This is a genomic window from Cedecea lapagei, from assembly GCF_900635955.1.
GTDB classification, from domain to species: domain Bacteria; phylum Pseudomonadota; class Gammaproteobacteria; order Enterobacterales; family Enterobacteriaceae; genus Cedecea; species Cedecea lapagei.
The window spans coordinates 1181040-1204737 of the sequence record NZ_LR134201.1; the positions used below are offsets into that span (position 1 = coordinate 1181040).

Genomic DNA, 23698 nt, shown 5'->3' on the forward strand with positions numbered 1-23698 from the left:
TTTTTCTCGCTTTTGCGGCAGTTATTGGCTTAACGGACGGTTAACGCCATAATCAACTTTTTACGGCTTAAGGTGGCTAATACCATGGAAATTCGCGTTTTTCGCCAGGAAGATTTCGAAGAGGTCATTACCCTTTGGGAGCGCTGCGATTTACTGCGCCCATGGAATGACCCGGAAATGGACATTGAACGTAAGCTGCACCACGATGCGGATCTGTTTCTGGTCGCCGAAGTGGGCGGCGAAATTGTCGGCTCGCTGATGGGCGGCTATGACGGCCACCGTGGCTCAGCCTATTACCTGGGCGTGCACCCGGAGTTTCGCGGCCGGGGCATTGCTAATGCGCTGCTGAACAGGCTGGAGAAGAAGCTGATCGCCCGTGGCTGCCCCAAAATCCACATTATGGTGCGCGAAGAGAACGATCTGGTTATCGGCCTCTATGAGAAGCTCGACTATGAGCACCAGGACACGATTTTGCTCGGCAAGCGGCTGATTGAAGATCAGGAATATTAATTTTCCCATGTATCCGCCTGCTGATTACGATTCACAGGGCAACCTGAAAGCACCGCTGCTGTTCTGGGCGGTGTTATTATTACAGGCCCGCACCTGGGTTTTGCTGGTGCTTGCCGGAGCGTCTCGCCAGCAGGGCGATGCGCTGCTGGGCCTGTTTTATCCCGACCGCGATAATTTCTGGCTGGGGCTGATACCCGGCATTCCGGCCGCCCTGACTTTTATGATCAGCGGGCGACGCCACCTTTGGCCGCGATGCTGGCGGGCTCTTCGCTGGGTATTGATTGCCGCTCAGATCGGGCTGCTGGTGTGGCAGCTTGCTCTGCTGGCCGGGGATGAAGCCCTGACCGGTATCACGATTGTTTTGCTGGTCGCCGATCTTTTTGCGCTCTGGTGGCTGCTGGCCAACCGCCGCCTGCGGGATTACTTTGCCCTGAAAAACGACTAAAGCGGCACTTTTTACCTTCTCCGGACTCCAAAGGCCGTCACCATTTTTTGAAAAGGAATCACCAATGAAATCTCTGCGCCCGATGCTGCTAGCTCTGCCGCTGGTTCTGAGCGGTTGTTCCACGCTCTCTTCCGTTAACTGGTCTTCCGCTTATCCCTGGAACTGGTTTGGCTCTTCCTTTGAGGTGAGCGAGCAGGGCGTGGGCAAGCTGACCTCTGCTACCGCAATGGATGAAAAGGCGATAAGCGAGGGATTAAATGATAACTACCGTCTGCGCAGCGGCATGAAAACCGAAAACGGCACCATCGTGCGTTACTTTGAGGCGATGAAGGAGAAGGATATCAAGCTGGTGGTTAACGGCGAAAAGGGCAGCGTGAGCCGCGTGGATGTGATGGATGACGACATCAAAACCGCCAGCGGCGTAAAAATCGGCACGCCTTTCAGCGACCTTTATGACAAAGCGTTCGGCGCCTGTGAGAAAGGCACCGGGGACGATGCCGAAGGGGTTATCTGTAAAGCACCGAACAGTCAGCACATCAGTTATCTGTTCAAAGGGGAATGGCACGGTCCGGAAGGGTTAATGCCGTCGGATGACACGCTGAAGAAATGGACGCTTAACAAAATTATCTGGCGTCGATAGAATCTGCGCCAGGTTTGCGCCGCCGCAAGTCGGCGTGAATGAATAAGGTTAAAATAGCCCGATAAATGCCTCCGCCCGGAGGTATCAGCTTTATGTGCCACCCTGGGTGGCATGTTTTTTTCAGGAGGAATCATGTCTCGGGTTCAAAGCGGCATTCTGCCGGAACATTGTCGTGCCGCCGTCTGGCTGGAAGCTTCTGTTCAGGGCGACTTCAGCGCGCTGAGCGCAGGGTGCAAAACCTTTGTTGATGCGCTGAATACCTTCCAGGAAAAATTCCCTGATGCGATGCTGGGGGCGACCATCGGCTTCGGGCACGATTTGTGGCGCGACCTCAGCAAAGGCGAAGGTGCAGCAGAGCTGAAAAACTTTACGCCATTAGGCAATGGCCTGGCGCCGGCAACCCAGCACGATGTGATGATCCACATTCTTTCCCTGCGCCACGATGTGAACTTCTCCGTGGCTCAGGCCGCGCTGGCCGCCTTCGGTGATGCGCTGAAAATTGAAGAAGAGATCCACGGCTTCCGCTGGGTGGAAGAGCGCGATCTGAGCGGTTTTGTTGACGGTACCGAAAACCCGAAGGGCGAAGAAAATCGTCGCCTGGTGGCGGTCATCAACGAAGGTGTGGATGCCGGCGGCAGCTACGTGCTGGTGCAGCGCTGGGAGCACAATCTCAGGCAGTTTAACCGCCTGAGCGTGCACGATCAGGAGATGATCATCGGCCGCACCAAACAGGATAACGAAGAGATTGACGGCGACGCGCGTCCCGCCACCTCTCACCTGAGCCGTGTCGATTTGAAAGAAGACGGCAAAGGCCTGAAGATTGTGCGTCAGAGCCTGCCTTACGGCACCGCCAGCGGCGTTCACGGTCTTTACTTCATCGCCTATTGCGCCCGGCTGCATAATATTGAGCAGCAACTGCTGAGCATGTTCGGCGATACCGACGGCAAGCGCGACGGCATGCTGCGCTTCACCAAACCGGTCACCGGCGGCTACTACTTTGCGCCTTCGCTGGATAAATTATTGAGCCTCTGAGTCCTCCGGCGTAGCCTTTGCTACGCCGCTTTCTTATTCCCCTTTCTTCTTGTAAATCGCCAAACGGTATATAAAAGCGTTACAGCTTTATCGCTCGTTATAAATACACTGAACGTCAGTTAATCATGACTATCATCACATTTATAAGGGCGAAGCATGGCAATCAGGTCAGTCAAAAAAGTATGGAACGCGCTAGCTGTCTCTTTGCTGTTGGCGAGCACTGCCCATGCAACGGAGCTGCTCAACAGCTCTTATGATGTGTCGCGTGAGCTGTTTGCCGCGCTGAACCCGCCGTTTGAGAAACAGTGGGCGCAGGAAAATAACGGCGATAAGCTGACGATAAAACAATCTCATGCCGGGTCATCAAAACAGGCGCTGGCCATTTTGCAGGGCTTAAAAGCTGACGTTGTAACTTATAACCAGGTGACCGATGTGCAGATCTTGCATGATAAAGGCAACCTGATCCCGGCAGACTGGCAGAGCCGTCTGGGGAACAACAGCTCGCCGTTCTATTCCACCATGGCTTTCCTGGTGCGTAAGGGCAACCCAAAGAATATCCACGACTGGAGCGACCTGGTGCGCCCGGACGTCAAACTCATTTTCCCAAATCCTAAAACCTCCGGTAACGCACGCTACACCTATCTGGCAGCCTGGGGCGCGGCAGATAAAGCCGACGGTGGCGATAAAGCCAAAACCGAACAGTTTATGACGCAGTTCCTGAAAAATGTCGAAGTGTTCGACACCGGCGGCCGCGGCGCGACGACCTCCTTTGTCGAGCGTGGACTGGGCGACGTGCTGATCTCTTTTGAGTCAGAAGTGAATAACATCCGTAACCAGTACGCCAAAGATGGCTATGAAGTCGTGGTGCCGAAGGTCAATATCCTTGCCGAATTCCCCGTCGCCTGGGTGGATAAAAACGTGAAGGCCAACGGCACGGAAAAAGCGGCGAAGGAGTACCTGAATTATCTCTATAGTCCGCAGGCCCAGACCATCATTACTGACTACTACTACCGCGTGAATAATCCGCAGGTAATGGACAAGCTGAAAGATAAATTCCCGCAGACCGAGCTGTTCCGCGTTGAAGATGCGTTCGGCGGCTGGCCTGAAGTGATGAAAACGCATTTTGCCACCGGCGGCGAGCTCGACAAACTGCTGGCGGCGGGGCGTAGTTGATGTTTGCCAGTCGCTCAAAACGGGTACTGCCGGGGTTTACGTTAAGCCTCGGCACCAGCCTGCTGTTTGTTTGCCTGATCCTGCTGCTGCCGCTGAGTGCGCTGGTGATGCAGCTTGCTCAAATGTCGTTCTCCCAGTATTGGGAAGTGATCACCAATCCGCAGGTGGTCGCCGCCTATAAAGTTACGCTGCTGTCCGCCGCGCTGGCTTCAGTGTTTAACGGCGTATTCGGCTTATTAATGGCATGGATCCTGACCCGCTATCAGTTTCCGGGGCGCAGCCTGCTCGATGCGCTGATGGACCTGCCGTTTGCCTTACCGACCGCAGTGGCGGGCTTAACCCTTGCCGGGCTGTTTTCCGTTAACGGCTGGTATGGCGAGTGGCTGGCGCAGTTTGGGATCAAAGTGACCTATACCTGGCTGGGTATCGCCGTTGCGATGGCGTTTACCAGTATTCCGTTTGTGGTGCGTACCGTTCAGCCCGTGCTGGAAGAGCTGGGGCCTGAATATGAAGAGGCCGCTGAAACATTAGGTGCTACGCGCTGGCAAAGCTTCCGCCGCGTGGTGCTGCCGGAACTCTCTCCCGCGCTGATGGCGGGCGTTGCGCTTTCTTTCACCCGCAGTCTCGGTGAATTTGGCGCAGTTATCTTTATTGCCGGGAACATCGCCTGGAAGACCGAAGTCACCTCGCTGATGATTTTTGTACGCCTGCAGGAGTTTGATTACCCGGCGGCAAGCGCCATTGCGTCGGTTATTCTGGCGGCATCGCTGCTGCTGCTGTTCACCATTAATACGCTGCAGAGTCGATTTGGTCGGCGCGTGGTAGGTCACTGATGACGGACGTAACCGCTTTGAAAAGCTATAACCGCTCCCGTATTAACTGGGGGAAATGGACGCTTATCACCCTCGGCGTACTGGTCTCTTTTTTGATTCTGGTGGTGCCGGTGGCTTCTATTTTTGTTGGCGCCTTTTCCAAAGGATTGATGCCGGCGCTGCAAAATATCGCCAACCCGGACATGCTGCACGCCATCTGGCTGACGGTGATGATTGCCCTGATTACCGTACCGGTTAACCTGGTGTTCGGCACGCTGCTGGCTTGGCTGGTCACGCGCTTTAACTTCCCGGGCCGCCAGCTGCTGCTGACGCTGCTGGATATTCCTTTTGCCGTTTCTCCGGTGGTTGCTGGCCTGATTTACCTGCTGTTTTACGGCTCTAACGGTCCGCTGGCGGGCTTTCTGGATGCTCACAACCTGCAAATTATGTTTGCGTGGCCGGGGATGGTACTGGTGACTATTTTCGTCACCTGCCCGTTTGTGGTCCGTGAGCTGGTGCCGGTGATGCTAAGTCAGGGCAGCCAGGAAGATGAAGCTGCGATTTTGCTGGGCGCTTCCGGCTGGCAGATGTTCCGCCGCGTGACGCTGCCCAATATCCGTTGGGCGCTGCTGTATGGCGTGGTGCTGACTAACGCCCGCGCTATCGGCGAGTTTGGCGCGGTGTCGGTGGTCTCCGGCTCGATTCGCGGCGAGACCTTCTCGCTGCCGTTACAGATTGAACTGCTGCAGCAGGACTACAACACCGTCGGCTCGTTTACCGCCGCCGCGCTGTTAACCCTGATGGCGGTTCTGACGTTGTTCTTAAAAAGTGCGGTGCAGTGGCGCCTGAATAATCAGGAAAAACGCCTGAAGCAGGAGGAAAATCATGAGCATTGATATTGCCAATATTAAGAAGTCTTTTGGACGCACCCAGGTGCTGAACGATATCTCGCTGGAGATCCCTTCTGGTCAGATGGTGGCGCTGCTTGGGCCGTCCGGTTCGGGTAAGACCACGTTGCTGCGTATTATTGCCGGGCTTGAGCATCAGAACAGCGGCCGCATTAGTTTTAACGGCACCGACGTGAGCCGCATGCACGCCCGCGATCGTAAAGTGGGCTTTGTGTTTCAGCACTACGCGCTGTTTCGTCATATGACGGTGTTCGACAACATAGCCTTTGGCTTAACGGTTTTGCCGCGTCGCGAACGTCCTTCTGCCGCTGGCATCAAACAAAAGGTCACGAAGCTGCTGGAGATGGTGCAGCTTTCCCATCTGGCCGACCGCTATCCGGCGCAGCTTTCCGGCGGGCAGAAGCAGCGCGTTGCCCTGGCAAGAGCGCTGGCGGTTGAGCCACAAATCCTGCTGCTGGACGAGCCATTTGGCGCGCTGGATGCTCAGGTTCGCAAAGAGCTGCGCCGTTGGCTGCGCGAGCTTCACGAAGAATTAAAGTTCACCAGCGTTTTCGTGACTCACGATCAGGAAGAGGCGATGGAAGTCGCCGATCGTGTGGTGGTGATGAGCCAGGGAAATATCGAGCAGGTAGACACCCCCGAGTCCGTCTGGCGCGAGCCTGCAACCCGCTTCGTGCTGGAGTTTCTGGGGGAAGTTAACCGACTTAAAGGTGTGGTCCGAGGAAGTCAATTCCACGTGGGCGCACATCGCTGGCCGTTGGGCTTCACTCCGGCTCATCAGGGAGATGTCGACCTGTTCCTGCGTCCCTGGGAAGTGGACGTAAGTCGTCGCACCAACCTTGATTCACCTCTGCCGGTACAGGTGCTTGAAGTGAGCCCTCGCGGGCACTACATGCAGCTGGTTGTGCAGCCCCTCGGCTGGTATGACGAACCGCTGACGGTGGTTCTGAAAGAGCAGCAAATCCCGCACCGCGGCGAACGTCTGTTTGTTGGATTACAAAACGCGCGCCTGTACGAGGGCGCCAACCGTATTCAGGGTGTAGACCTGGCGCAGTCTGCCTGATAATTTACCCCGACAGGACACGCACAGGCGGCCCAAAGAGGCCGCTTTTTCTTTTATTGCGGGCAGGCAAGTGATCACTTTAGAAAGCACAATTGGCAATACTCCTCTGGTTCGGCTGCAGCGCAGCGGGCTAACCAACGGCAGCGAGATTTGGGTCAAGCTCGAGGGCAATAATCCTGCTGGCTCGGTAAAAGACCGTGCAGCGCTGTCGATGATTGTTCAGGCAGAAAAGCGCGGCGACATTAAGCCCGGTGATACGTTGATTGAGGCCACCAGCGGCAATACCGGCATTGCGCTGGCGATGATTGCCGCGCTCAAAGGCTATCGCATGAGGCTGCTGATGCCGGACAATATGAGCATGGAGCGCAAGGCGGCGATGCAGGCCTACGGCGCCGAACTGATTCTGGTCAGCAAAGCTCAGGGCATGGAGGGCGCGCGCGAGCTGGCCCAGCAGATGGCCGATCGCGGCGAGGGTAAGGTCCTTGACCAGTTTAACAACCCTGATAACCCGCTGGCGCACTACACCTCTACCGGGCCGGAAATCTGGCGTCAGACCGAAGGCCGAATCACCCATTTTGTCTCCAGCATGGGCACAACGGGCACAATTACCGGCGTCAGCCGCTTTATGCGTGAACAAAGCAAGCCGGTGAAAATTGTCGGGCTGCAGCCGGAAGAGGGCAGCAGTATTCCGGGCATTCGCCGCTGGCCGGAAGAGTGGCTACCGAAGATTTTCAATCCCTCGCTGGTGGATGAGGTTATCGATATGGCCCAGACGGAGGCGGAGCAAACCATGCGTCGCCTGGCGATGGAAGAGGGGATTTTCTGCGGTGTCAGCTCCGGCGGAGCGGTAGCTGGCGCATTACGCGTGGCAAAAGCGAACCCGGGCGCGGTGGTGGTGGCGATTATCTGCGATCGGGGAGACCGCTATCTCTCCACCGGCGTGTTTGGCGAAGAAAGTTACCTTCAGGGTGCCGGGATCTGATCTTTTTGATAAAGACAGGAAAAGCCCGTCAGAGGGCTTTTCCTGAGTGTGACATTACTTCACTATCGGATTCTTATGCAGGCTCAGCGCTTTCATAAAGTCATCATCAAGCTGCAAATGCTGCTTCACCAGCTCAGGCGGGGTGCTTGCCAGCCACTGGTTTAACGAAATATCCGCATAGTAATCGCTTTTAAACAGTTCCAGGAAACGCAGGGGGGTGGTGCCGGTATTTTCGATATAATGCCCCATCGCAAAAGGGACATAGCCAACATCCCCGGCGCGGTAGTCAAAGGTTCTGGCCTGGCCCGAAGAGGCGAACACGCCCATCCTTCCTTCCCCTTCCAGATAGTACTGCCATTCATCGTTATTCGGGTGCCAGTGAAGTTCACGCAGCCCGCCGGGTTCTATTTCTACCAGCGCCGCTGCAATAGTTTTAGCGACCGGGAAATTAGATGAGTCAGTTATTCTGACCGTACCGCCAGGAGCTTTAATTGGATCTTGCGCCAGCATATGGTGGGTAAAGTTAATCTCTGACTTAGCTGCGCCTTTAATGCTGTCTGAGGCAAGACTCCCGGGCACCGTTCCAGCAAAAATATATTCATCGGCAGGGGAGGGAAGTCTGGAGAATGTTGAAACCGGAACCTGGAAGTTTTTCGCTAATATCTCCGGCGGGATATGTTTAAACCAGTCGGATAACAGGAATGTGCTGTCCTCATCAAATCCGCCATCGTCAAAGGCCAAAAGAAATTCACAGCCGTCAGGCCCGATACCCTGAATTGAATGAGGAATGCCCGGCGGGAAATACCATAAATCACCGACGCCGATATCATCCACAAACCATCCGCCTTTGGCATCGAACGCCGTCACCCGTGCGTTGCCATAGGTCATATAGGCCCATTCGCCCTCTTTATGCCAGTGAAGCTCCCTGATCCCCCCGGCATTGAGCCGCATGTCCACGCCAGCGATGGTGGTCGAAATGCCCAGCTCGCGTTTGGTCACCTGCCTGGTCCAGCCGCCGCTACTTTTTCTGACATGGGCATCGCTGAAGGAGTAGCGCAGGTTCGGTAGCGTGCCGCTGTCGGTAGAGGGAGGGTTGACGATATCCGGATTTTCAGCTTCCCGCACAGGATCGTGAGGGCCGGGATCCCGTACGCTTGCCGGGTAAGATTTAACTTTGTCATCGTGGGCGTGGGCCTGGCCCGCAGCCAACACGACGGTGCCGCCTGCCGCGAAGGCCATGAAGCTTCTTCTGGATATATTTTTCATAAAATAGCTTCCTTAATTTATGCTGAACTGCACTTTTCTCTCCGTAGGGAAATTTTGTTATAGGTGATGAAGGGATAGTTGACCTGATGAAATTGTAAAATCACCTATGACCGATATCTTAATAAAAGGGTGCCGAGGATATATTCTTGAGCGTTCGGGGGCGAGTCGTTGAAAAAATATTGATGGGAAGGATGCTTTATCATGAAATAATTAGCGCTAAGGGGTAATCATGCAGGCCCTGGCGTTTAAATGTTAAATCTTAAGAATGTAACAGCAGAAAGAAAATATTACTTTTGCCATTAATAAAATAAAAGTGACCTGCTGGCTGCCGTCTATCTTCCTTTCTCCGCTGTTGTTATGTGGTGTGTACTCCCCGCCGGGATATAATGACCGCTTCGCAACTCAGATGGCAGAGATCTGGCGGGCAAGGGGAGAAGATGGTCCAGGATAACGATATACAGTCGGTACTTTTTCATGACGCGGGCAGATCGCTGCAGGCCGATATTGTCGCGGTACAGTCTCAGGTGGTTTACGGCAGCGTCGGTAACAGCATTGCGGTACCGGCTATTCACCAGCACGGCTGGCGAGTGATGGCGGTACCAACGGTGTTATTCAGCAATACGCCACACTACGACACCTTCTACGGTGGTGTTATCCCTGTGGACTGGTTTAGCGGTTATTTGCGAGCTCTGGAAGAGCGCGACGCGTTGCGAGAGCTGAAGGCCGTGACGACCGGGTATATGGGCAGCGCGGAACAAATTCACCTGCTGGCGGGCTGGCTGCGTGAAAGGCGCGAAAACCAGCCTGAACTGCTGATTCTTGTCGACCCGGTGATAGGGGATACCGACAGCGGCATTTATGTTAAACCCGGTATTCCTGAGGCCTATCGCAGCGAGCTATTGCCTCTCGCCCGGGGGCTAACGCCGAACCTTTTTGAACTCCATATTCTGACCGGGATGCCGTGCAATACGCTTGAACAGGCCGTTGCTGCGGCCAGAAGCCTGCTGTCAGACACGCTGCGTTGGGTCGTGATTACCAGTGCGCCAGGTGACGATATCGGGACGATTTCGGTCGTTACCGTGACGGCTGATGAGGTGGAGGTAATGAGCCACGAGCGGGTGGTAACCGATCTGAAAGGAACCGGGGATTTGTTCTGTGCCGAGCTGGTCAGCCGTATTCTGGAGGGAAAACGGGTGGCTATGGCGGCAGGGGAGGCGGCGCACAGGGTGTTTGAGGTGATGGCCTGGACCCGGTCGCAGCACTCAGATGAGCTGGTGCTTCCGCGCTAAACGACGGCCAATAAAAAAGGCACCCTGAGGTGCCTTTTTCTGCATGATTCTTACTTCTTGATACGGATAACCGGAGTTTCGCCTACGGTTACGCTACCCGTCAGTTTGATCAGCTCTTTGATTTCGTCCATGTTGGAGATAACAACCGGAGTCAGGGTAGACTTGGCTTTCTCTTCCAGCAGCGGCAGGTCGAACTCAATAACCACGTCGCCTTTCTTCACGCGCTGGCCTTCTTCAGCGATGCGCTTGAAGCCTTCGCCTTTCAGCTCAACGGTATCGATACCGAAGTGAACGAACAGCTCAATGCCGCTATCGGATTCGATAGAGAAGGCATGGTTAGTTTCAAAGATTTTACCGATGGTACCGTCAACCGGAGCAACCATTTTGTTGCCGGTCGGTTTGATTGCAATGCCATCGCCAACAATTTTTTCAGCAAACACGACGTCCGGCACGTCTTCAATGTTAACAATTTCGCCAGACAGTGGAGCAACGATCTCAATGGTTCCGGTGTCGCTATTGCCTTTGTCACCGAACAGTTTACTAAATAACCCCATTAGCCTTCTCTCCTAAGCAGTAATTTGGGCAGCATCTCGTGAATTAGCAGATTGTTTTTTCTTCAATGAACTTGTTAACCAGCGTCATTAACTCGTCCGTTGTCGGTTGAGCAAGAGCCTGCTCTGCTAACACTTTCGCATCTTTGAAGTTCGTGTTACGAATGATCTTCTTGATACGTGGGATAGAAATGGCGCTCATACTGAACTCATCCAGGCCCATCCCAAGCAACAGAAGTGTAGCACGTTCGTCGCCCGCAAGCTCACCACACATACCGGTCCATTTACCTTCTGCATGAGAAGCATCAATAACTTGCTTAATCAGGGTCAGCACGGACGGTGACATCGGCTGGTAAAGATGTGAAATCATATCATTACCGCGGTCAACTGCCAGGGTGTACTGAGTTAAATCGTTGGTGCCGATGCTGAAGAAGTCAACTTCTTTGGCCAGATGACGAGCAATCGTCGCGGCCGCAGGCGTTTCAACCATCACGCCGATTTCGATGGTTTCATCGAATGCTTTGCCTTCGTCACGCAGTTCCTGCTTAAAGATCTCAATCTCTTTTTTCAGAGCGCGTACTTCTTCAACGGAGATGATCATCGGGAACATGATGCGCAGCTTGCCGAAAGCGGAAGCACGCAGGATAGCACGCACCTGGTCACGCAGGATCTCTTTACGATCCATCGCGATACGGATGGCGCGCCAGCCCAGGAATGGGTTCTCTTCCTTAGGGAAGTTCATGTATGGCAGCTCTTTATCGCCGCCAATGTCCATGGTACGGACGATAACCGCCTGAGAGCCACAGGCTTCCGCTACGGCTTTGTACGCGGCAAACTGCTCTTCTTCGGTCGGCAGTGAGTCACGGTCCATGAACAGGAATTCGGTACGGTACAGGCCCACACCTTCTGCGCCGTTACGCTCTGCGCCGTCGATATCACGAACGGTACCAATGTTGGCGCACACTTCGACCTGATGGCCGTCGAGGGTGATTGCCGGCAGATCTTTCAGTTTCGCGAGCTCCGCTTTCTCAGTAGCAACCTGCTCCTGAACGGCGCGCAGCTCTTCGATCTGCTCGTTGGTCGGGTTAACGTAAACTTTGTTATTCACCGCGTCGAGGATCAGATAGTCGTCGTTTTTCACGTCGGAGGTCACGCTACCGGTGCCCACAATCGCCGGCAGCTCAAGAGAGCGCGCCATGATGGAGGTGTGGGAGGTACGTCCGCCGATGTCGGTGATGAAACCCAGCACCTTCTTCAGGTTCAGCTGTGCGGTTTCAGACGGCGTTAAATCTTTGGCCACCAGGATGACTTCATCCTTGATTGCGCTTAAATCGATAATGTTCAGGCCGAGAATGTTCTGCAGCAGACGCTTACCGATGTCACGCACGTCAGCCGCACGCTCTTTCAGGTATTCGTCATCCAGCTCTTCCAGAGCCGTTGCCTGGCCTTCTATCACTTCGTACGCCGCAGCGTCCGCCGTGACCAGCTTGTCTTTGATTAGGGCTATGATTTCCTGCTCGAGCTCTTCGTCTTCCAGCAACATAATGTGGCCTTCGAAGATAGCTTCCTTTTCTTCACCGAAGGTCTCGCCAGCTTTAATTTTGATCGCTTCTAACTGCTCAGACGCTTTAGCGCGCCCGCTGAGGAAACGTTCAACTTCCTGCTCAACTTTGTCGGCAGAAATCTTCTTCCGGTCGATGACAATTTCATCTTCCTTCAGCAAAAGTGCTTTGCCGAAAGCGATACCCGGGGATGCTAAAATGCCTGAAATCATAACCCTACCTTACTTGTGACTGATATTTACGAAGAACCCAGAACTTACTCGAGTTCAGCCATCAGTTTTACTAAATGCTCAACGGCTTTCTGCTCATCTTCACCTTCAGCGGAGAGGGTTACTACGGTACCCTGAGTCAGACCCAGCGTCTGCAGCTTGAACAGGCTTTTAGCGCTGGCGCTTTTGCCGTTGGAAGTCACGGTGATTTCGGAAGTGAAGCCTTTAGCTTCTTTAACAAACTGAGCAGCAGGGCGGGTATGCAGACCGTTCGGAGCGGTAATAGTTACTTCTTGCTGGAACATTGTATTTCCCCAACTTATAGGTTTAGTGTTGTGGAACTAAAGTCTAGCCTGGCGGCCACACTTTAGCCTGTATCGTTAGTGCCACCGTTGATGAAACGACGCACCGGATGCATGGGAACCGCGAAAAAGACGCCAACAGCGTTTCGCCGGTTCATAACCATTATGCCGTGAAAAGCGAATATGCACCAAATCGTTAAATCGATTCAGCAGGCCTGACTCACAGCTTGATTAATTTCGCGCATCAAAATAATTGCTGGTTAAATACCAGACCTGCGGGGGTAAGCGCAATGCCGATGAGGGTGAAAGTTTGATGTACGCCACAAAAAAGCACCCTCACGGGTGCTTTTTTAAGCATATATCAAATACTGGCATTACTGTTGCAGTTCTTTCTCAGTGAACAGATCGGCAAACAATGCAGTACTTAAATAGCGCTCCCCGGAAGAGGGAAGGATAACCACAATGTTCTTATTGGTAAAGGCTTCGTCTTCCTGAAGTTTCAGCGCGGCGGCAACGGCGGCGCCGGAAGAGATGCCAGCCAGGATACCCTCTTCGTCCATCAGGCGGCGAGCGGTGGAAATAGCGTCGTCATTGCTGATGGCAACGACTTTGTCGATCAGTTTGAGGTCAAGGTTGCCGGGAATAAAGCCTGCGCCGATCCCCTGGATTTTATGTGGACCCGGCTTCAGCTCTTCACCCGCCAGCGCCTGAGCAATAACCGGAGAATCCGTTGGCTCTACCGCCACGCTAATCAGCGAGGTTTTGCCTTTGGTGTTCTTGATGTAACGGCTGACGCCGGTCAGCGTACCGCCGGTCCCCACGCCCGCGATAAACACATCAACTTCGCCATCGGTATCTTCCCAGATTTCCGGGCCGGTGGTTTTTTCGTGAATTTCCGGGTTAGCCGGGTTGCTGAACTGCTGAAGCAGCAGGTATTTGGCCGGATCGCTGGCGACAATTTCTTCGGCCTTCTGGATAGCACCCTTCATGCCTTTGGCGCCTTCCGTCAGAACCAGGTTTGCGCCCAGCGCTTTCAGCAGCTTGCGGCGCTCAATGCTCATGGTTTCCGGCATGGTCAGCGTCAGCTTGTAGCCGCGCGCTGCCGCGACGTAGGCCAGAGCGATACCGGTGTTGCCACTGGTCGGTTCGACTAACTCCACGCCAGGTTTCAGCACGCCGCGTTTTTCGGCATCCCAAATCATGTTGGCACCAATACGGCACTTAACGCTGAAGCTTGGGTTACGGGACTCGACCTTAGCCAGAATGCGTCCGTTGCCGATACGGTTCAGGCGAACCAACGGCGTATGGCCGATTGTCAGGGAGTTGTCTTCATAAATTTTGCTCATGGCTCGTCCTTAACTGTCTGAATTTTGGGATACCGGTCCAGCATACCCGCTCAGGAAATATGCGGAAGTAAGGAAATAGCATATCTATATGTGGAAGGGAAATAAGCCAATGCGACATGGAATAAGCAAAGGCATAAGCGGCTTACCCTTCCGTCTGAGGCTATTTCCACATGGCGTGTTTTGCCCGATAGCAGTCCACCCACATGGCGGTCGCACCGCACACGGCAACCGGCATAATAAAAAGATTCAGGATCGGGATCAGGGTGAACAGGCTCACCAGAGCGCCAAACTGCATGTTGATGACTTTTTGCTCACGAAGCGCCACGCGCATTTGCTTAAAAGGAACCTTGTGGTTATCAAATGGATAATCACAATACTGGATCGCCAGCATCCAGGCGCTGAACAGGAACCAGAGTACCGGGGCAACGGTCTGGCCGATACCGGGGATAAAATAGAGCAGCAGCAGAACGATCGCCCGCGGCAGGTACCAGGCAAGCTTCTGCCATTCACGCTTCATGATGCGCGGCAGATCTTTCATGATGCCCAGCACGCCAGTATCCGGCGGCGTTGCGCCCGTTAGCCTGGCTTCAAGCTGTTCCGCCAGGAGTCCGCTAAACGGGGCGGCAATCAGGTTGGCGATAGTCGAAAAGAAGTAACCAAATACCAGCAGCACGGACAGCGTCACCAGCGGCCAGAGCAGGTAGCTTAGCCACTGCAGCCAGTCCGGTACGTGGCTCATCATCGCCGGGATCCAGACATCAAGACGAGTGAAGAGCCACCAGAAGGCACCGCCCAGTAAGAGAATATTGACCAGCAGCGGCAGCAGAACAAAGCGCTTGATGCCAGGCTCACGTACCAGTTTCCAGCCCTGGGAAAAATAATATACGCCACTGCGCGGCGTGGTTCCGGAAGATGAAACCATAATCTGGACAGACTCCTTTTTGTTAACGCTTATGTTTACCCGGTATCATAACTGACTGTATTCAGAAAAACTCGCCAGGAATTGTTCGAAAAAACAGCGAAAAGGTGCTCATGCGCTATCTTTCTGGTGAGAAAACCGTGCTCGCACTTGCACTTAAGCAGATGGGCAAATACTCTTAGTGAGTAAATGTTTGCCTCGGTGGCAAGGTGTTAGAACAACAGAGAATATAATGATGCAGGATTTGCGTCTGATATTAATCATTGTTGGCGCAATCGCCATAATAGCCTTACTGGTACACGGTCTGTGGACCAGTCGTAAGGAACGTTCTTCCGTGTTCCGCGATCGCCCGTTGAAACGTATGAAGTCTAAGCGTGACGACGACGAAGCGGACGACGACGAAGAGGAAGGCGTCGGTGAAGTGCGGGTGCGTCGTACTCACCCTGCGCAGGAGCCCGTCTCCCGCGAAGCGAGTGCGCCGCGACAGCCTCAGGCCCCTCAGCACAACTATGAGCCGCCGTATGCGTCAGCAGAACCTCGTCCTGCTGCCCAGCCGCGTCAGCCTGAACCTGCCGTACCGCGTCAGCCTGAAGCCGCTCCTCATTATGTTGAACCTGTAGCGCCTCCTGCAGCAGCTCCTGTGGCGGAACAGCCTGTTGTTCCTGCTCAGCCTGCGCCACAGCCGTTCACCGCTGAACCTGAACCTACTCCAGCGCCTGTTGCAGCCGAACCTGCACCTCAGCCTGCGCCGGTGAAGAAAGAGACGGTGATCGTCATGAACGTGGCCGCGCATGCTGGCGCTATGCTGAACGGCGAACTGCTGTTGAACAGTATCCAGCAGGCCGGGTTTAAGTTTGGTGAGATGAATATCTTCCATCGTCACCTTAGCCCGGACGGCAGTGGCCCGGTTCTGTTTAGCCTGGCGAACATGGTTAAGCCTGGTTCTTTCGACCCTGAGAATATGGCGGACTTTGCCACTCCGGGCGTGACCATCTTCATGCAGGTACCGTCCTACGGCAACGCTGCGCAAAACTTCAAGCTGATGCTTCAGTCTGCACAGCACATCGCCGATGAAGTTGGCGGCGTGGTGCTGGACGATCAGCGTCGCATGATGACTCCGCAGAAGCTGCGCGAGTACCAGGACAGGATCCGCGAGGTTCTTGAAGCCAACGTCTGAATTCTGGCCTGAATCTTCCCCTAAACCCCCGCCTGTCGGGGGTTTTTTATCATTGATGGTGCGATATGGACTCAATCGAACAACAACTTAACCACCTGCGAACCACGCTTCGCCATCATGAATACCTGTACCATGTGCAGGATAATCCCGAAATCCCGGATGCCGAATACGACAGGCTGATGCGCGAGCTGCGCGCTCTTGAAGAGGCACATCCCGAGCTGATTACCCAGGATTCACCGACCCAACGCGTGGGGGCTGCACCGCTCAGCGAGTTCACTCAGGTACGCCATGAAGTGCCGATGCTGTCGCTCGATAACGTCTTTGACGAAGCAAGCTATCTGGCGTTTAACAAGCGCGTGCAGGACAGGCTGAAAAGCACCGATGCCCTGACGTTTTGCTGTGAGCTGAAGCTGGACGGGCTGGCGGTAAGCCTGCTGTATGAAGATGGTGTGCTGGTTCGGGCTGCCACGCGCGGCGACGGCACTACGGGCGAGAACATCACTGCCAACGTCCGTACTATCCGCGCGATCCCCCTCAAGCTGACGGGGGAGAATATTCCTCGCCGCGTTGAAGTTCGTGGAGAAGTCTTTTTGCCGCAGGCTGGTTTTGAGAAGATCAACGACGAAGCGCGCCGCACCGGCGGTAAAGTCTTTGCTAACCCGCGCAATGCCGCAGCCGGTTCATTGCGTCAGCTGGACCCGAGAATTACCGCTAAACGTCCTCTGACCTTCTTCTGCTATGGCGTCGGCCTGCTGGAGGGGGGGGGAGCTCCCGGCCAGCCACATGGCACGTTTACAGCAGTTTAAGGCCTGGGGCCTGCCGGTAAGCGACCGAATTCGTTTATGCAGTACGCCTGAAGAAGTGCTGGCATTTTACCATCAGGTAGAGGCGGATCGCCCAACGCTGGGCTTCGATATTGACGGCGTGGTCATCAAAGTTGACTCCCTCGCGCTGCAGGAAACGTTGGGCTTTGTCGCTCGCGCGCCGCGCTGGGCCGTGGCCTTTAAGTTCCCTGCTCAGGAACAGATGACTACCGTACGCGACGTGGAGTTCCAGGTAGGGCGTACCGGCGCGATTACGCCCGTGGCTCGCCTTGAACCGGTGCAGGTTGCCGGAGTCCTGGTCAGCAACGCAACGCTGCACAACGCCGATGAAATTGAGCGCCTTGGTCTTCGCATTGGCGACAGAGTCGTTATTCGCCGCGCCGGCGACGTTATCCCGCAGGTTGTTGGCGTGGTGGAGTCCGAGCGCCCTGAGGATACTCAGGAAATCATCTTCCCGACGCATTGCCCGGTTTGTGGCTCAGACGTTGAACGCGTAGAAGGCGAAGCGGTAGCTCGCTGTACCGGCGGCCTCATCTGCGGCGCTCAGCGCAAAGAGGCGCTCAAACACTTTGTTTCCCGCCGGGCGATGGACGTTGACGGCATGGGCGACAAAATTATCGATCAGCTGGTGGAAAAAGAGTACGTCCACACGCCAGCCGATCTGTTTAAGCTGACGGCGGGCAAACTTACCGGCCTGGATCGCATGGGGCCTAAGTCCGCTCAGAACGTTGTTGATGCGCTGGAAAAAGCTAAACAGACGACCTTCGCGCGTTTCCTCTACGCTCTCGGCATTCGTGAGGTCGGTGAAGCTACTGCCGCAGGGCTGGCTGCACACTTTGGAACGTTAGATGCCCTGGCGGCGGCCAGCATCGACGATCTACAAAAAGTGCCGGACGTTGGTATTGTTGTCGCTACGCACACCTTTAACTTCTTTGCGGAGGAGAGTAACCGGGAGGTTATTCGTCAGCTAAGAGAAGAGGCGGGCGTTTGTTGGCCGGATCCTGTTGTCGTCAAAGCCGAAGAGATTGATAGCCCGTTTGCCGGAAAAACCGTAGTGCTGACCGGCTCGCTGAGCATTCTTTCCCGCGATGAAGCAAAGGACAGGCTGACCGCGCTGGGGGCAAAAGTGGCGGGCAGCGTGTCGAAAAAAACCGACCTGGTTATCGCCGGCGAAGCGGCCGGCTCCAAGCTTGTAAAGGCGCAGGAGCTGGGTATTCAGGTTATCGACGAAGCGGAAATGATTCGTTTGTTGGGTGACTAAATGGACAAAGAGCAGCTCATCGAGATAGCCAATACGGCGATGCCCTTTGGCAAATACAAAGGCCGGATGCTGATTGATTTACCGGAAGAGTATTTGCTGTGGTTCTCCCGTAAAGGGGAGTTCCCTCAGGGCCACCTGGGTGAGCTGATGGCCCTGACGTTGCTAATCAAAATTGAAGGGCTGGATAACCTGGTCCGGCCCCTCAAGCGACACTAAGCCTTGACGGCCGCGGCTGGTTTTTCACTGGCCGAGGCGGCTTTCCTCTGGTAGCGTCGGGCCAGACCGGCGCAGACCATGAGCTGGATCTGGTGGAAAATCATCAGCGGCAGCACCATCATGCCTACGGCAGAAACCGGAAACAGAATATTGGCCATCGGAATCCCGTTGGCCAGGCTCTTTTTCGAGCCACAAAACAGAATGGTAATTTCATCTGCTTTGCTAAAGCCAAAGCGCCTCGCAACAAAAATATTCACCGTCATCACTATCGCCAGCAGCACGATGCTGGAGACGACGATAAACAGCAGCGAACCCGCGCCCACCTTATGCCAGATGCCGTGCGTGACGGCTTCGCTAAAGGCGGAATAGACCACCAGAAGAATCGAAGTCTGGTCGGTTTTGCCGATCCATTTCTTGTTCTTCGCAACCCAGGCCCCAATCCAGGGCCGCATCAGATGCCCGGCCACGAACGGCACCAGCAGCTGCAACATTATGCTGCCAACCTGGTGCAGGCTGCCGCTTGCGCCCTGGACATGCATCACCAGGCCAACCAGCAGCGGGGAAAGGAAGATCCCCAGCAGACTGGAGGCGGAGGCCGAGCAAATCGCCGCGGCTACGTTGCCACCGGCAATAGAGGTAAAAGCGATGGCCGACTGGACCGTGGCGGGCAGAATGCAGAGGTAGAGGAAACCGCTGTAGAGCTCAGGACTCACATTGACCGGCTTCCACCAGCTAAACAACACGCCGAGCACCGGGAACAGGATGAAGGTACTGCACATCACCCACAAATGCAGCCGCCAGTGGCTGCTGCCGGAAATGATCGCCTCGCGGGAAAGTTTTGCGCCATGCATAAAGAACAGCAGGGCGATAGCGGCGGTGGTCAGCCCCTCAAAAAAACCCACAAAGCTCCCTTCCGCCGGGAAAAAAGAGGCGAGCAGCACGGTACAGACCAGCGTTAAGGTAAAAGGGTCGATAATTCGCAGCAATTTCATAGCCATTCCTCAAAGGTGAATGGCGCTATTGTGTTTCTGCTTCTTTCAGAAATAAAATTGATTTATTGAATGCATTGATGAAGAAAATAGATGAATTACTCCCTGCGTCAGCTTCGTGTGTTTGTCGCCGTAGCCCATGCCGGCAGCTTTAGCCGGGCAGGGGAAAGCATCGGCCTCAGCCAGTCCGCCGTCAGCCACAGCCTGAAGGAGCTGGAGGCTGAGTTAGGGGTGAAGCTGCTTGACCGCACGACGCGGGAAGTGGTGCTATCGCCAGCGGGAGAGCAGCTGGCTCCGCGTCTGGAGCGTTTGCTGGAGGAGCTAACCACAACGCTGCTTGACGCTCGTGTTGTCGGTCATCAGCTTAGCGGTACGGTCCGCGTTGCCGCCAGCCAGACACTGTCGGCGCACCTCATGCCACAATCTATCGCTGCCAGCGCAGAGGCATATCCGAATATTCGTTTTGTTCTTCATGATGCGTCCCAGCAGTGGGTTCTGCAGAGCATTCGTCAGGGGGAAGTTGATTTCGGCGTAGTCATTGATCCGGTGCAGGCAAACGACCTGGAGTGTGAAACGGTGCTGTCTGAACCCTTTCTTCTGCTTTGCCGTAGCGACCATCCTTTCGCAAAAGCAGCGTGGGTGGAGTGGCAGGCGCTGCAGGGGCAAAACCTGGTGCTGCAGGATTATGCTTCCGGTAGCCGTCCGCTGATTGATGAGGCATTTACCCGCCAGGGAATAGCCGTGAATGTTGTCCAGCAAATTGGTCATCCAACCACGCTTTACCCGATGGTGGAAGCCGGTATTGGCTTAAGCGTTTTGCCTGCGCTGGCGCTGCCGTTACCTGAGGGGAGGCCGCTGGTCGTTAAGCGACTTACGCCGGTGGTAAACCGACAGTTGATGCTGGTCAGACGAAAAAATCGTTCGCTTTCACGTGCGGCAGAGGCTATATGGCAGGAAGTGCGTGAGCAGGCCAGGCTGTTAAGCGAAACCCGTAAAGGCGATCCTCTGTTTAGCGATTGAACAAACTTTCAGACGTAGAGAACATTTTTCCAGCTACACTCCGCTGTCGTCTGATGATAGAATAAATGGGCACTATAAGGAGATTTAAATATGGATGTTTTACTAAGTGTATTTTACCTTTTATTTGGCTTTGTTTTTTTTAAACGAAAAATAAAAATATCCTGGCTGCTTTCCAGTTTTTTATTTTATCTTGCCATTCATGTTCAGGATAATCTAGCCATAAAGTCGATATTCATTTTTATCGCCTTGCTGTTAATGTTGGCGCTTTTTTTCTTAGAAAGAAAACAAGAATGGAAAAAAAATTTTTATTTCTCCATTCCCTGCTGGCTAATAATTTTATCGGTAACTATTAATCTTTTCAGCTCTTCCTGATGGTCAAACCATTCATGGTATCAATAAACTCTCTCTCACTTGCGACATGCCGAACTTCTTTAGTTTTTGAATTGTATTTAGCAAAAGCGGATGGCACGCCTGTACCACCGTCAGAAATATAAAAGTTTGCGGCTATATTACCGTAAAGACTCACATTCGGAACAGGATCTTTGCCGAAAGTGTAAGGCGTAGGAATTGATATATTTCTCTGTTTTGTAAGACTTTTTGGTAAGTGTTCATCGAAGCCATCAATAGGTTTAACCAGAGTGCGAAAACCACAATAAACCTGACTAAAAGCCAGTTTACCATTTTTTTTCTTTATCTCTGATACATCAACACCGAACATCACCTTAAACTGATCCCAAAGGCTTATTTTTTCAAAATCGATCAGTTTACCTTTGTAAAAACTATCATATTCTTCTATTAACTCAAAAACTGACTTAACAACCTGAATCGAAGTAGGGCCGATGGTGTTAGCAAATGTGGGAAGGCCAGACTTGTTGAATATTTTTTCTTGAATAAAAAATAAACCTGTTCCTTTAAAAACACTCATGCTTCAAACTCCTTTTTGATTGGCTAATTTCAATAAAAATTTCACATTTTTTGATTTTTATGTAGAATAAGAATTCTACACTTCAATGGATGAAGAAATGAAAAGAAAACTCCTGTATAAGATCATTTTATTTACATGTGCATTCATCATCATCATATCATTGATGGTGGATATCAGTTTTAGAGTGATCCCCAATGATGTCATTTACGATATGACAACAAGAACGATTATGTGGGACACGCTAAAACCAATACAGTTACTGTTTATTTTCATTTTTGTTTTTTCAGTGTTAGTTTCCCTTTGTATATTAAAGCTATTTTCTTTATTTAAGGGAAAATAACAACATTAGTGATATTATCCCTTATAATAATGAGTCGCTATCATTCGACTGCAATCAGATAATAAGTTATAAATCTGATTGCAGTACAAATAGTCATAATTAACATCACTGTTCTTACTTTATACAGTAAAACTGCGTGATTCCAGATACAATATGAATGAGATATCTTTAACTTGCTGTTTTTTAACAAATAAAAATTAGTCTTTCAGATTTTTGCCCGCTTCTTCTTTACACGCCGTGCTTCAGCAAACAAACCCTGATCTTAGGGCGGAGGCTGTTTATACGCCTCTTGTAGGGGACCGCTAAGAGGTGCTTCTCGTCAAAGACGAATTGAGTAACGGGGGTAATACGGCCAACGTTGGCCGAGCTGTCGGGCACGCGCTCAGGATGCAGGCCAGGCTGTTAACCCTGGCCCGTAGAGACGATCCGCTATTTATTGACACTAAATATAAATATCAATCTGGCGACCGTTGGACGGCTTATTCAAGCCCGTCGCTTTAATTTGCTGTTCTTCCTTTTTCTGCTGGGCTTCTTCAGCCTGCTTACGCTGAAGCTGAGCCAGCTGGGCCTGCAGCATTTTAATCTCCGCCTGAATGACTGCGATCTGTTTCTTTTTCTCTTTCGCAGAGAGATCGTTGCTACCAGAGACTTCTTTTAGTTTCTCGGTCAGTTGGGTAATTTTTTTGGTGATTTGGGCTATTTGCGCAGCGGTACTGCTATCCGTTGAAGAGGTACTGCCGCCGCTGGCATTACTTGCCTGTATACCGACTGGAGCGGAGCTGCTGATTGTTGTCATTATATTTCCTCAGAGGTGTTGAATAGGTAATGACATTATCGGCCTGAGGACGAAGAAGTTGATGGTTTTTTGCAGAGAAGATGAAATTACGCATAGCAAAAAGGCGCCTTTAGGGCGCCTTTTTACATTGGTGGGTCGTGCAGGATGACTCGCTTCGCTCGCCCTTCGGGTCGTTGCTAAAGCAACGCTGTGTCGCTGTGCTCCACTCGAACCTGCAGCAGGTTCTCATACTGCCCGAATTTCAAATAGCAAAAAGGCGCCTTTAGGGCGCCTTTCTACATTGGTGGGTCGTGCAGGATGACTCGCTTCGCTCGCCCTTCGGGTCGTTACTAAAGCAACGCTGTGTCGCTGCGCTCCACTCGAACCTGCAGCAGGTTCTCATACTGCCCGAATTTCAAATAGCAAAAAGGCGCCTTTAGGGCGCCTTTCTACATTGGTGGGTCGTGCAGGATGACTCGCTTCGCTCGCCCTTCGGGTCGTTGCTAAAGCAACGCTGTGTCGCTGCGCTCCACTCGAACCTGCAGCAGGTTCTCATACTGCCCGAATTTCAAATAGCAAAAAGGCGCCTTTAGGGCGCCTTTCTACATTGGTGGGTCGTGCAGGATTCGAACCTGCGACCAATTGATTAAAAGTCAACTGCTCTACCAACTGAGCTAACGACCCGATGGTGGGTGATGACGGGCTCGAACCGCCGACCCCCTCCGTGTAAAGGAGGTGCTCTACCAACTGAGCTAATCACCCAAACTTCGGTACTGCTAATTCTGTAAGAGGAGATGGTGGGTGATGACGGGCTCGAACCGCCGACCCCCTCCGTGTAAAGGAGGTGCTCTACCAACTGAGCTAATCACCCATCTCTAAATCTCTTACTTTACATTCCGGGTCACTCTTAAAGAGTGGTGGGTGATGACGGGCTCGAACCGCCGACCCCCTCCGTGTAAAGGAGATGCTCTACCAACTGAGCTAATCACCCCCGGTTTGTGGAGTCGCATTATAGGGACAGTTGAAAATGAGTCAACGCCTTTTATAAAGTTTTTGTTCGTTCGTCTTAAAAGTAAACGATGCGATCAAGAAACATGCATTGGCGCTTGATTTGCCATCAAATTCTCCACTTTCTGGCTATCAACGGGCATCAACATTGAGG

The 23698-nt window shown here is 53.1% G+C and carries 22 protein-coding genes, 4 tRNA genes, 3 other RNA genes and 1 pseudogene; 14 read left to right on the forward strand and 16 right to left on the reverse strand.

Annotated elements, in window-relative coordinates; genetic code table 11:
• Nucleotides 1–84: 84 nt before the first annotated feature.
• The 9 genes from EL098_RS05810 to cysM all read left to right on the forward strand — a co-directional run bounded on the left by EL098_RS05810 (nt 85) and on the right by cysM (nt 7565).
• Nucleotides 85–510 carry a GNAT family acetyltransferase gene (locus EL098_RS05810; RefSeq protein WP_008459564.1) on the forward strand — a complete coding sequence of 142 codons (426 nt, stop codon included), beginning with the start codon at nt 85–87 and terminating at the stop codon, nt 508–510.
• A gap of 7 nt (nt 511–517) precedes the next feature.
• Nucleotides 518–955, forward strand: coding sequence for a DUF2919 domain-containing protein (locus tag EL098_RS05815; protein WP_126355398.1), 438 nt, complete (start codon nt 518–520; stop codon nt 953–955).
• Between the two features lie 64 nt (nt 956–1019).
• Nucleotides 1020–1595, forward strand: a complete 576-nt coding sequence (locus tag EL098_RS05820) for an RpoE-regulated lipoprotein (RefSeq protein WP_126355399.1) — start codon at nt 1020–1022, stop codon at nt 1593–1595.
• 132 nt (nt 1596–1727) lie between these two features.
• Nucleotides 1728–2627 (forward strand): Dyp-type peroxidase, encoded by a 900-nt coding sequence (locus tag EL098_RS05825; RefSeq protein ID WP_126355400.1) that lies wholly within the window; start codon nt 1728–1730, stop codon nt 2625–2627.
• Between the two features lie 156 nt (nt 2628–2783).
• Nucleotides 2784–3800: a sulfate ABC transporter substrate-binding protein gene (locus EL098_RS05830; protein WP_126355401.1), complete on the forward strand. Its 1017-nt coding sequence runs from the start codon at nt 2784–2786 to the stop codon at nt 3798–3800.
• Nucleotides 3800–4633 (forward strand): sulfate/thiosulfate ABC transporter permease CysT, encoded by an 834-nt coding sequence (cysT, locus tag EL098_RS05835; protein ID WP_126355402.1) that lies wholly within the window; start codon nt 3800–3802, stop codon nt 4631–4633. Before EL098_RS05830 ends, cysT begins: the two co-directional genes overlap by 1 nt.
• Nucleotides 4633–5508: a sulfate/thiosulfate ABC transporter permease CysW gene (gene cysW / locus EL098_RS05840; protein ID WP_126355403.1), complete on the forward strand. Its 876-nt coding sequence runs from the start codon at nt 4633–4635 to the stop codon at nt 5506–5508. The genes cysT and cysW overlap by 1 nt, the downstream gene beginning before the upstream one ends.
• Nucleotides 5498–6583: a sulfate/thiosulfate ABC transporter ATP-binding protein CysA gene (cysA, locus tag EL098_RS05845; RefSeq protein ID WP_126355404.1), complete on the forward strand. Its 1086-nt coding sequence runs from the start codon at nt 5498–5500 to the stop codon at nt 6581–6583. Before cysW ends, cysA begins: the two co-directional genes overlap by 11 nt.
• 70 nt (nt 6584–6653) lie before the next feature.
• The gene (gene cysM / locus EL098_RS05850; protein WP_126355405.1) at nt 6654–7565 is read left to right on the forward strand and encodes a cysteine synthase CysM; all 912 of its coding nucleotides are present in this window, start codon (nt 6654–6656) and stop codon (nt 7563–7565) included.
• 54 nt (nt 7566–7619) lie between these two features.
• On the opposite strand, the gene EL098_RS05855 is transcribed toward cysM, so the two are convergent.
• On the reverse strand, nt 7620–8831 hold the full coding sequence (locus EL098_RS05855; protein WP_126355406.1) for an oxalate decarboxylase family bicupin: 1212 nt from the start codon (nt 8829–8831) through the stop codon (nt 7620–7622).
• 437 nt (nt 8832–9268) lie between these two features.
• Between EL098_RS05855 and pdxK the strand changes: the two genes are divergently transcribed.
• The gene (gene pdxK, locus EL098_RS05860; RefSeq protein ID WP_126355407.1) at nt 9269–10120 is read left to right on the forward strand and encodes a pyridoxine/pyridoxal/pyridoxamine kinase; all 852 of its coding nucleotides are present in this window, start codon (nt 9269–9271) and stop codon (nt 10118–10120) included.
• A 50-nt stretch (nt 10121–10170) separates the two neighbouring features.
• Here pdxK and crr read toward each other — a convergent pair whose 3' ends face one another.
• From crr to cysZ, 5 genes are all read right to left on the reverse strand, one after another.
• A complete protein-coding gene (crr, locus tag EL098_RS05865) occupies nt 10171–10674 on the reverse strand; it encodes a PTS glucose transporter subunit IIA (RefSeq protein WP_008459580.1) in 504 nt (167 codons plus the stop codon).
• A gap of 43 nt (nt 10675–10717) precedes the next feature.
• A complete protein-coding gene (gene ptsI, locus EL098_RS05870; protein ID WP_126355408.1) occupies nt 10718–12445 on the reverse strand; it encodes a phosphoenolpyruvate-protein phosphotransferase PtsI in 1728 nt (575 codons plus the stop codon).
• 44 nt (nt 12446–12489) lie between these two features.
• Nucleotides 12490–12747: a phosphocarrier protein Hpr gene (gene ptsH / locus EL098_RS05875; protein ID WP_002913505.1), complete on the reverse strand. Its 258-nt coding sequence runs from the start codon at nt 12745–12747 to the stop codon at nt 12490–12492.
• 371 nt (nt 12748–13118) lie between these two features.
• On the reverse strand, nt 13119–14090 hold the full coding sequence (cysK, locus tag EL098_RS05885) for a cysteine synthase A (protein ID WP_126355410.1): 972 nt from the start codon (nt 14088–14090) through the stop codon (nt 13119–13121).
• Nucleotides 14091–14250: 160 nt separating this feature from the next.
• A complete protein-coding gene (cysZ, locus tag EL098_RS05890; RefSeq protein ID WP_126355411.1) occupies nt 14251–15012 on the reverse strand; it encodes a sulfate transporter CysZ in 762 nt (253 codons plus the stop codon).
• A 229-nt stretch (nt 15013–15241) separates the two neighbouring features.
• On the opposite strand from cysZ, the gene zipA reads away from it, so the two are divergent.
• The 3 genes and pseudogenes from zipA (at nt 15242) to EL098_RS05905 (ending at nt 18487) form a co-directional block, all read left to right on the forward strand.
• Nucleotides 15242–16186, forward strand: coding sequence for a cell division protein ZipA (gene zipA / locus EL098_RS05895; RefSeq protein ID WP_197718540.1), 945 nt, complete (start codon nt 15242–15244; stop codon nt 16184–16186).
• 65 nt (nt 16187–16251) lie between these two features.
• Nucleotides 16252–18271, forward strand: a pseudogene (ligA, locus tag EL098_RS05900) (NAD-dependent DNA ligase LigA).
• A complete protein-coding gene (locus EL098_RS05905) occupies nt 18272–18487 on the forward strand; it encodes a DUF3820 family protein (protein ID WP_126355412.1) in 216 nt (71 codons plus the stop codon).
• Here EL098_RS05905 and EL098_RS05910 read toward each other — a convergent pair.
• The gene (locus EL098_RS05910) at nt 18484–19479 is read right to left on the reverse strand and encodes a bile acid:sodium symporter family protein (RefSeq protein WP_126355413.1); all 996 of its coding nucleotides are present in this window, start codon (nt 19477–19479) and stop codon (nt 18484–18486) included. The genes EL098_RS05905 and EL098_RS05910 overlap by 4 nt on opposite strands.
• A gap of 90 nt (nt 19480–19569) precedes the next feature.
• Here EL098_RS05910 and EL098_RS05915 point away from each other — a divergent pair, with 90 nt between their 5' ends.
• Complete coding sequence (locus EL098_RS05915; RefSeq protein WP_126355414.1) at nt 19570–20496, forward strand: LysR family transcriptional regulator; 927 nt, start codon at nt 19570–19572, stop codon at nt 20494–20496.
• Nucleotides 20497–20854: 358 nt separating this feature from the next.
• Here EL098_RS05915 and EL098_RS05920 read toward each other — a convergent pair whose 3' ends face one another.
• The 9 genes from EL098_RS05920 to EL098_RS05960 all read right to left on the reverse strand — a co-directional run bounded on the left by EL098_RS05920 (nt 20855) and on the right by EL098_RS05960 (nt 23527).
• Nucleotides 20855–21421 carry a hypothetical protein gene (locus tag EL098_RS05920; protein ID WP_164716785.1) on the reverse strand — a complete coding sequence of 189 codons (567 nt, stop codon included), beginning with the start codon at nt 21419–21421 and terminating at the stop codon, nt 20855–20857.
• A gap of 782 nt (nt 21422–22203) precedes the next feature.
• Nucleotides 22204–22557: a FlxA-like family protein gene (locus EL098_RS05925; protein WP_126355415.1), complete on the reverse strand. Its 354-nt coding sequence runs from the start codon at nt 22555–22557 to the stop codon at nt 22204–22206.
• Between the two features lie 128 nt (nt 22558–22685).
• Nucleotides 22686–22807, reverse strand: a non-coding RNA gene (locus EL098_RS05930) — RtT sRNA.
• A gap of 31 nt (nt 22808–22838) precedes the next feature.
• A non-coding RNA gene (locus EL098_RS05935) (RtT sRNA) lies at nt 22839–22960 on the reverse strand.
• 31 nt (nt 22961–22991) lie between these two features.
• A non-coding RNA gene (locus EL098_RS05940) (RtT sRNA) lies at nt 22992–23113 on the reverse strand.
• Between the two features lie 31 nt (nt 23114–23144).
• Nucleotides 23145–23220: transfer RNA gene (locus EL098_RS05945), tRNA-Lys, on the reverse strand.
• Nucleotides 23221–23222: 2 nt separating this feature from the next.
• Nucleotides 23223–23298: transfer RNA gene (locus EL098_RS05950), tRNA-Val, on the reverse strand.
• A gap of 33 nt (nt 23299–23331) precedes the next feature.
• Nucleotides 23332–23407: transfer RNA gene (locus EL098_RS05955), tRNA-Val, on the reverse strand.
• Between the two features lie 44 nt (nt 23408–23451).
• Nucleotides 23452–23527 (reverse strand) — tRNA-Val (locus EL098_RS05960).
• Between the last annotated feature and the right edge of the window lie 171 nt (nt 23528–23698).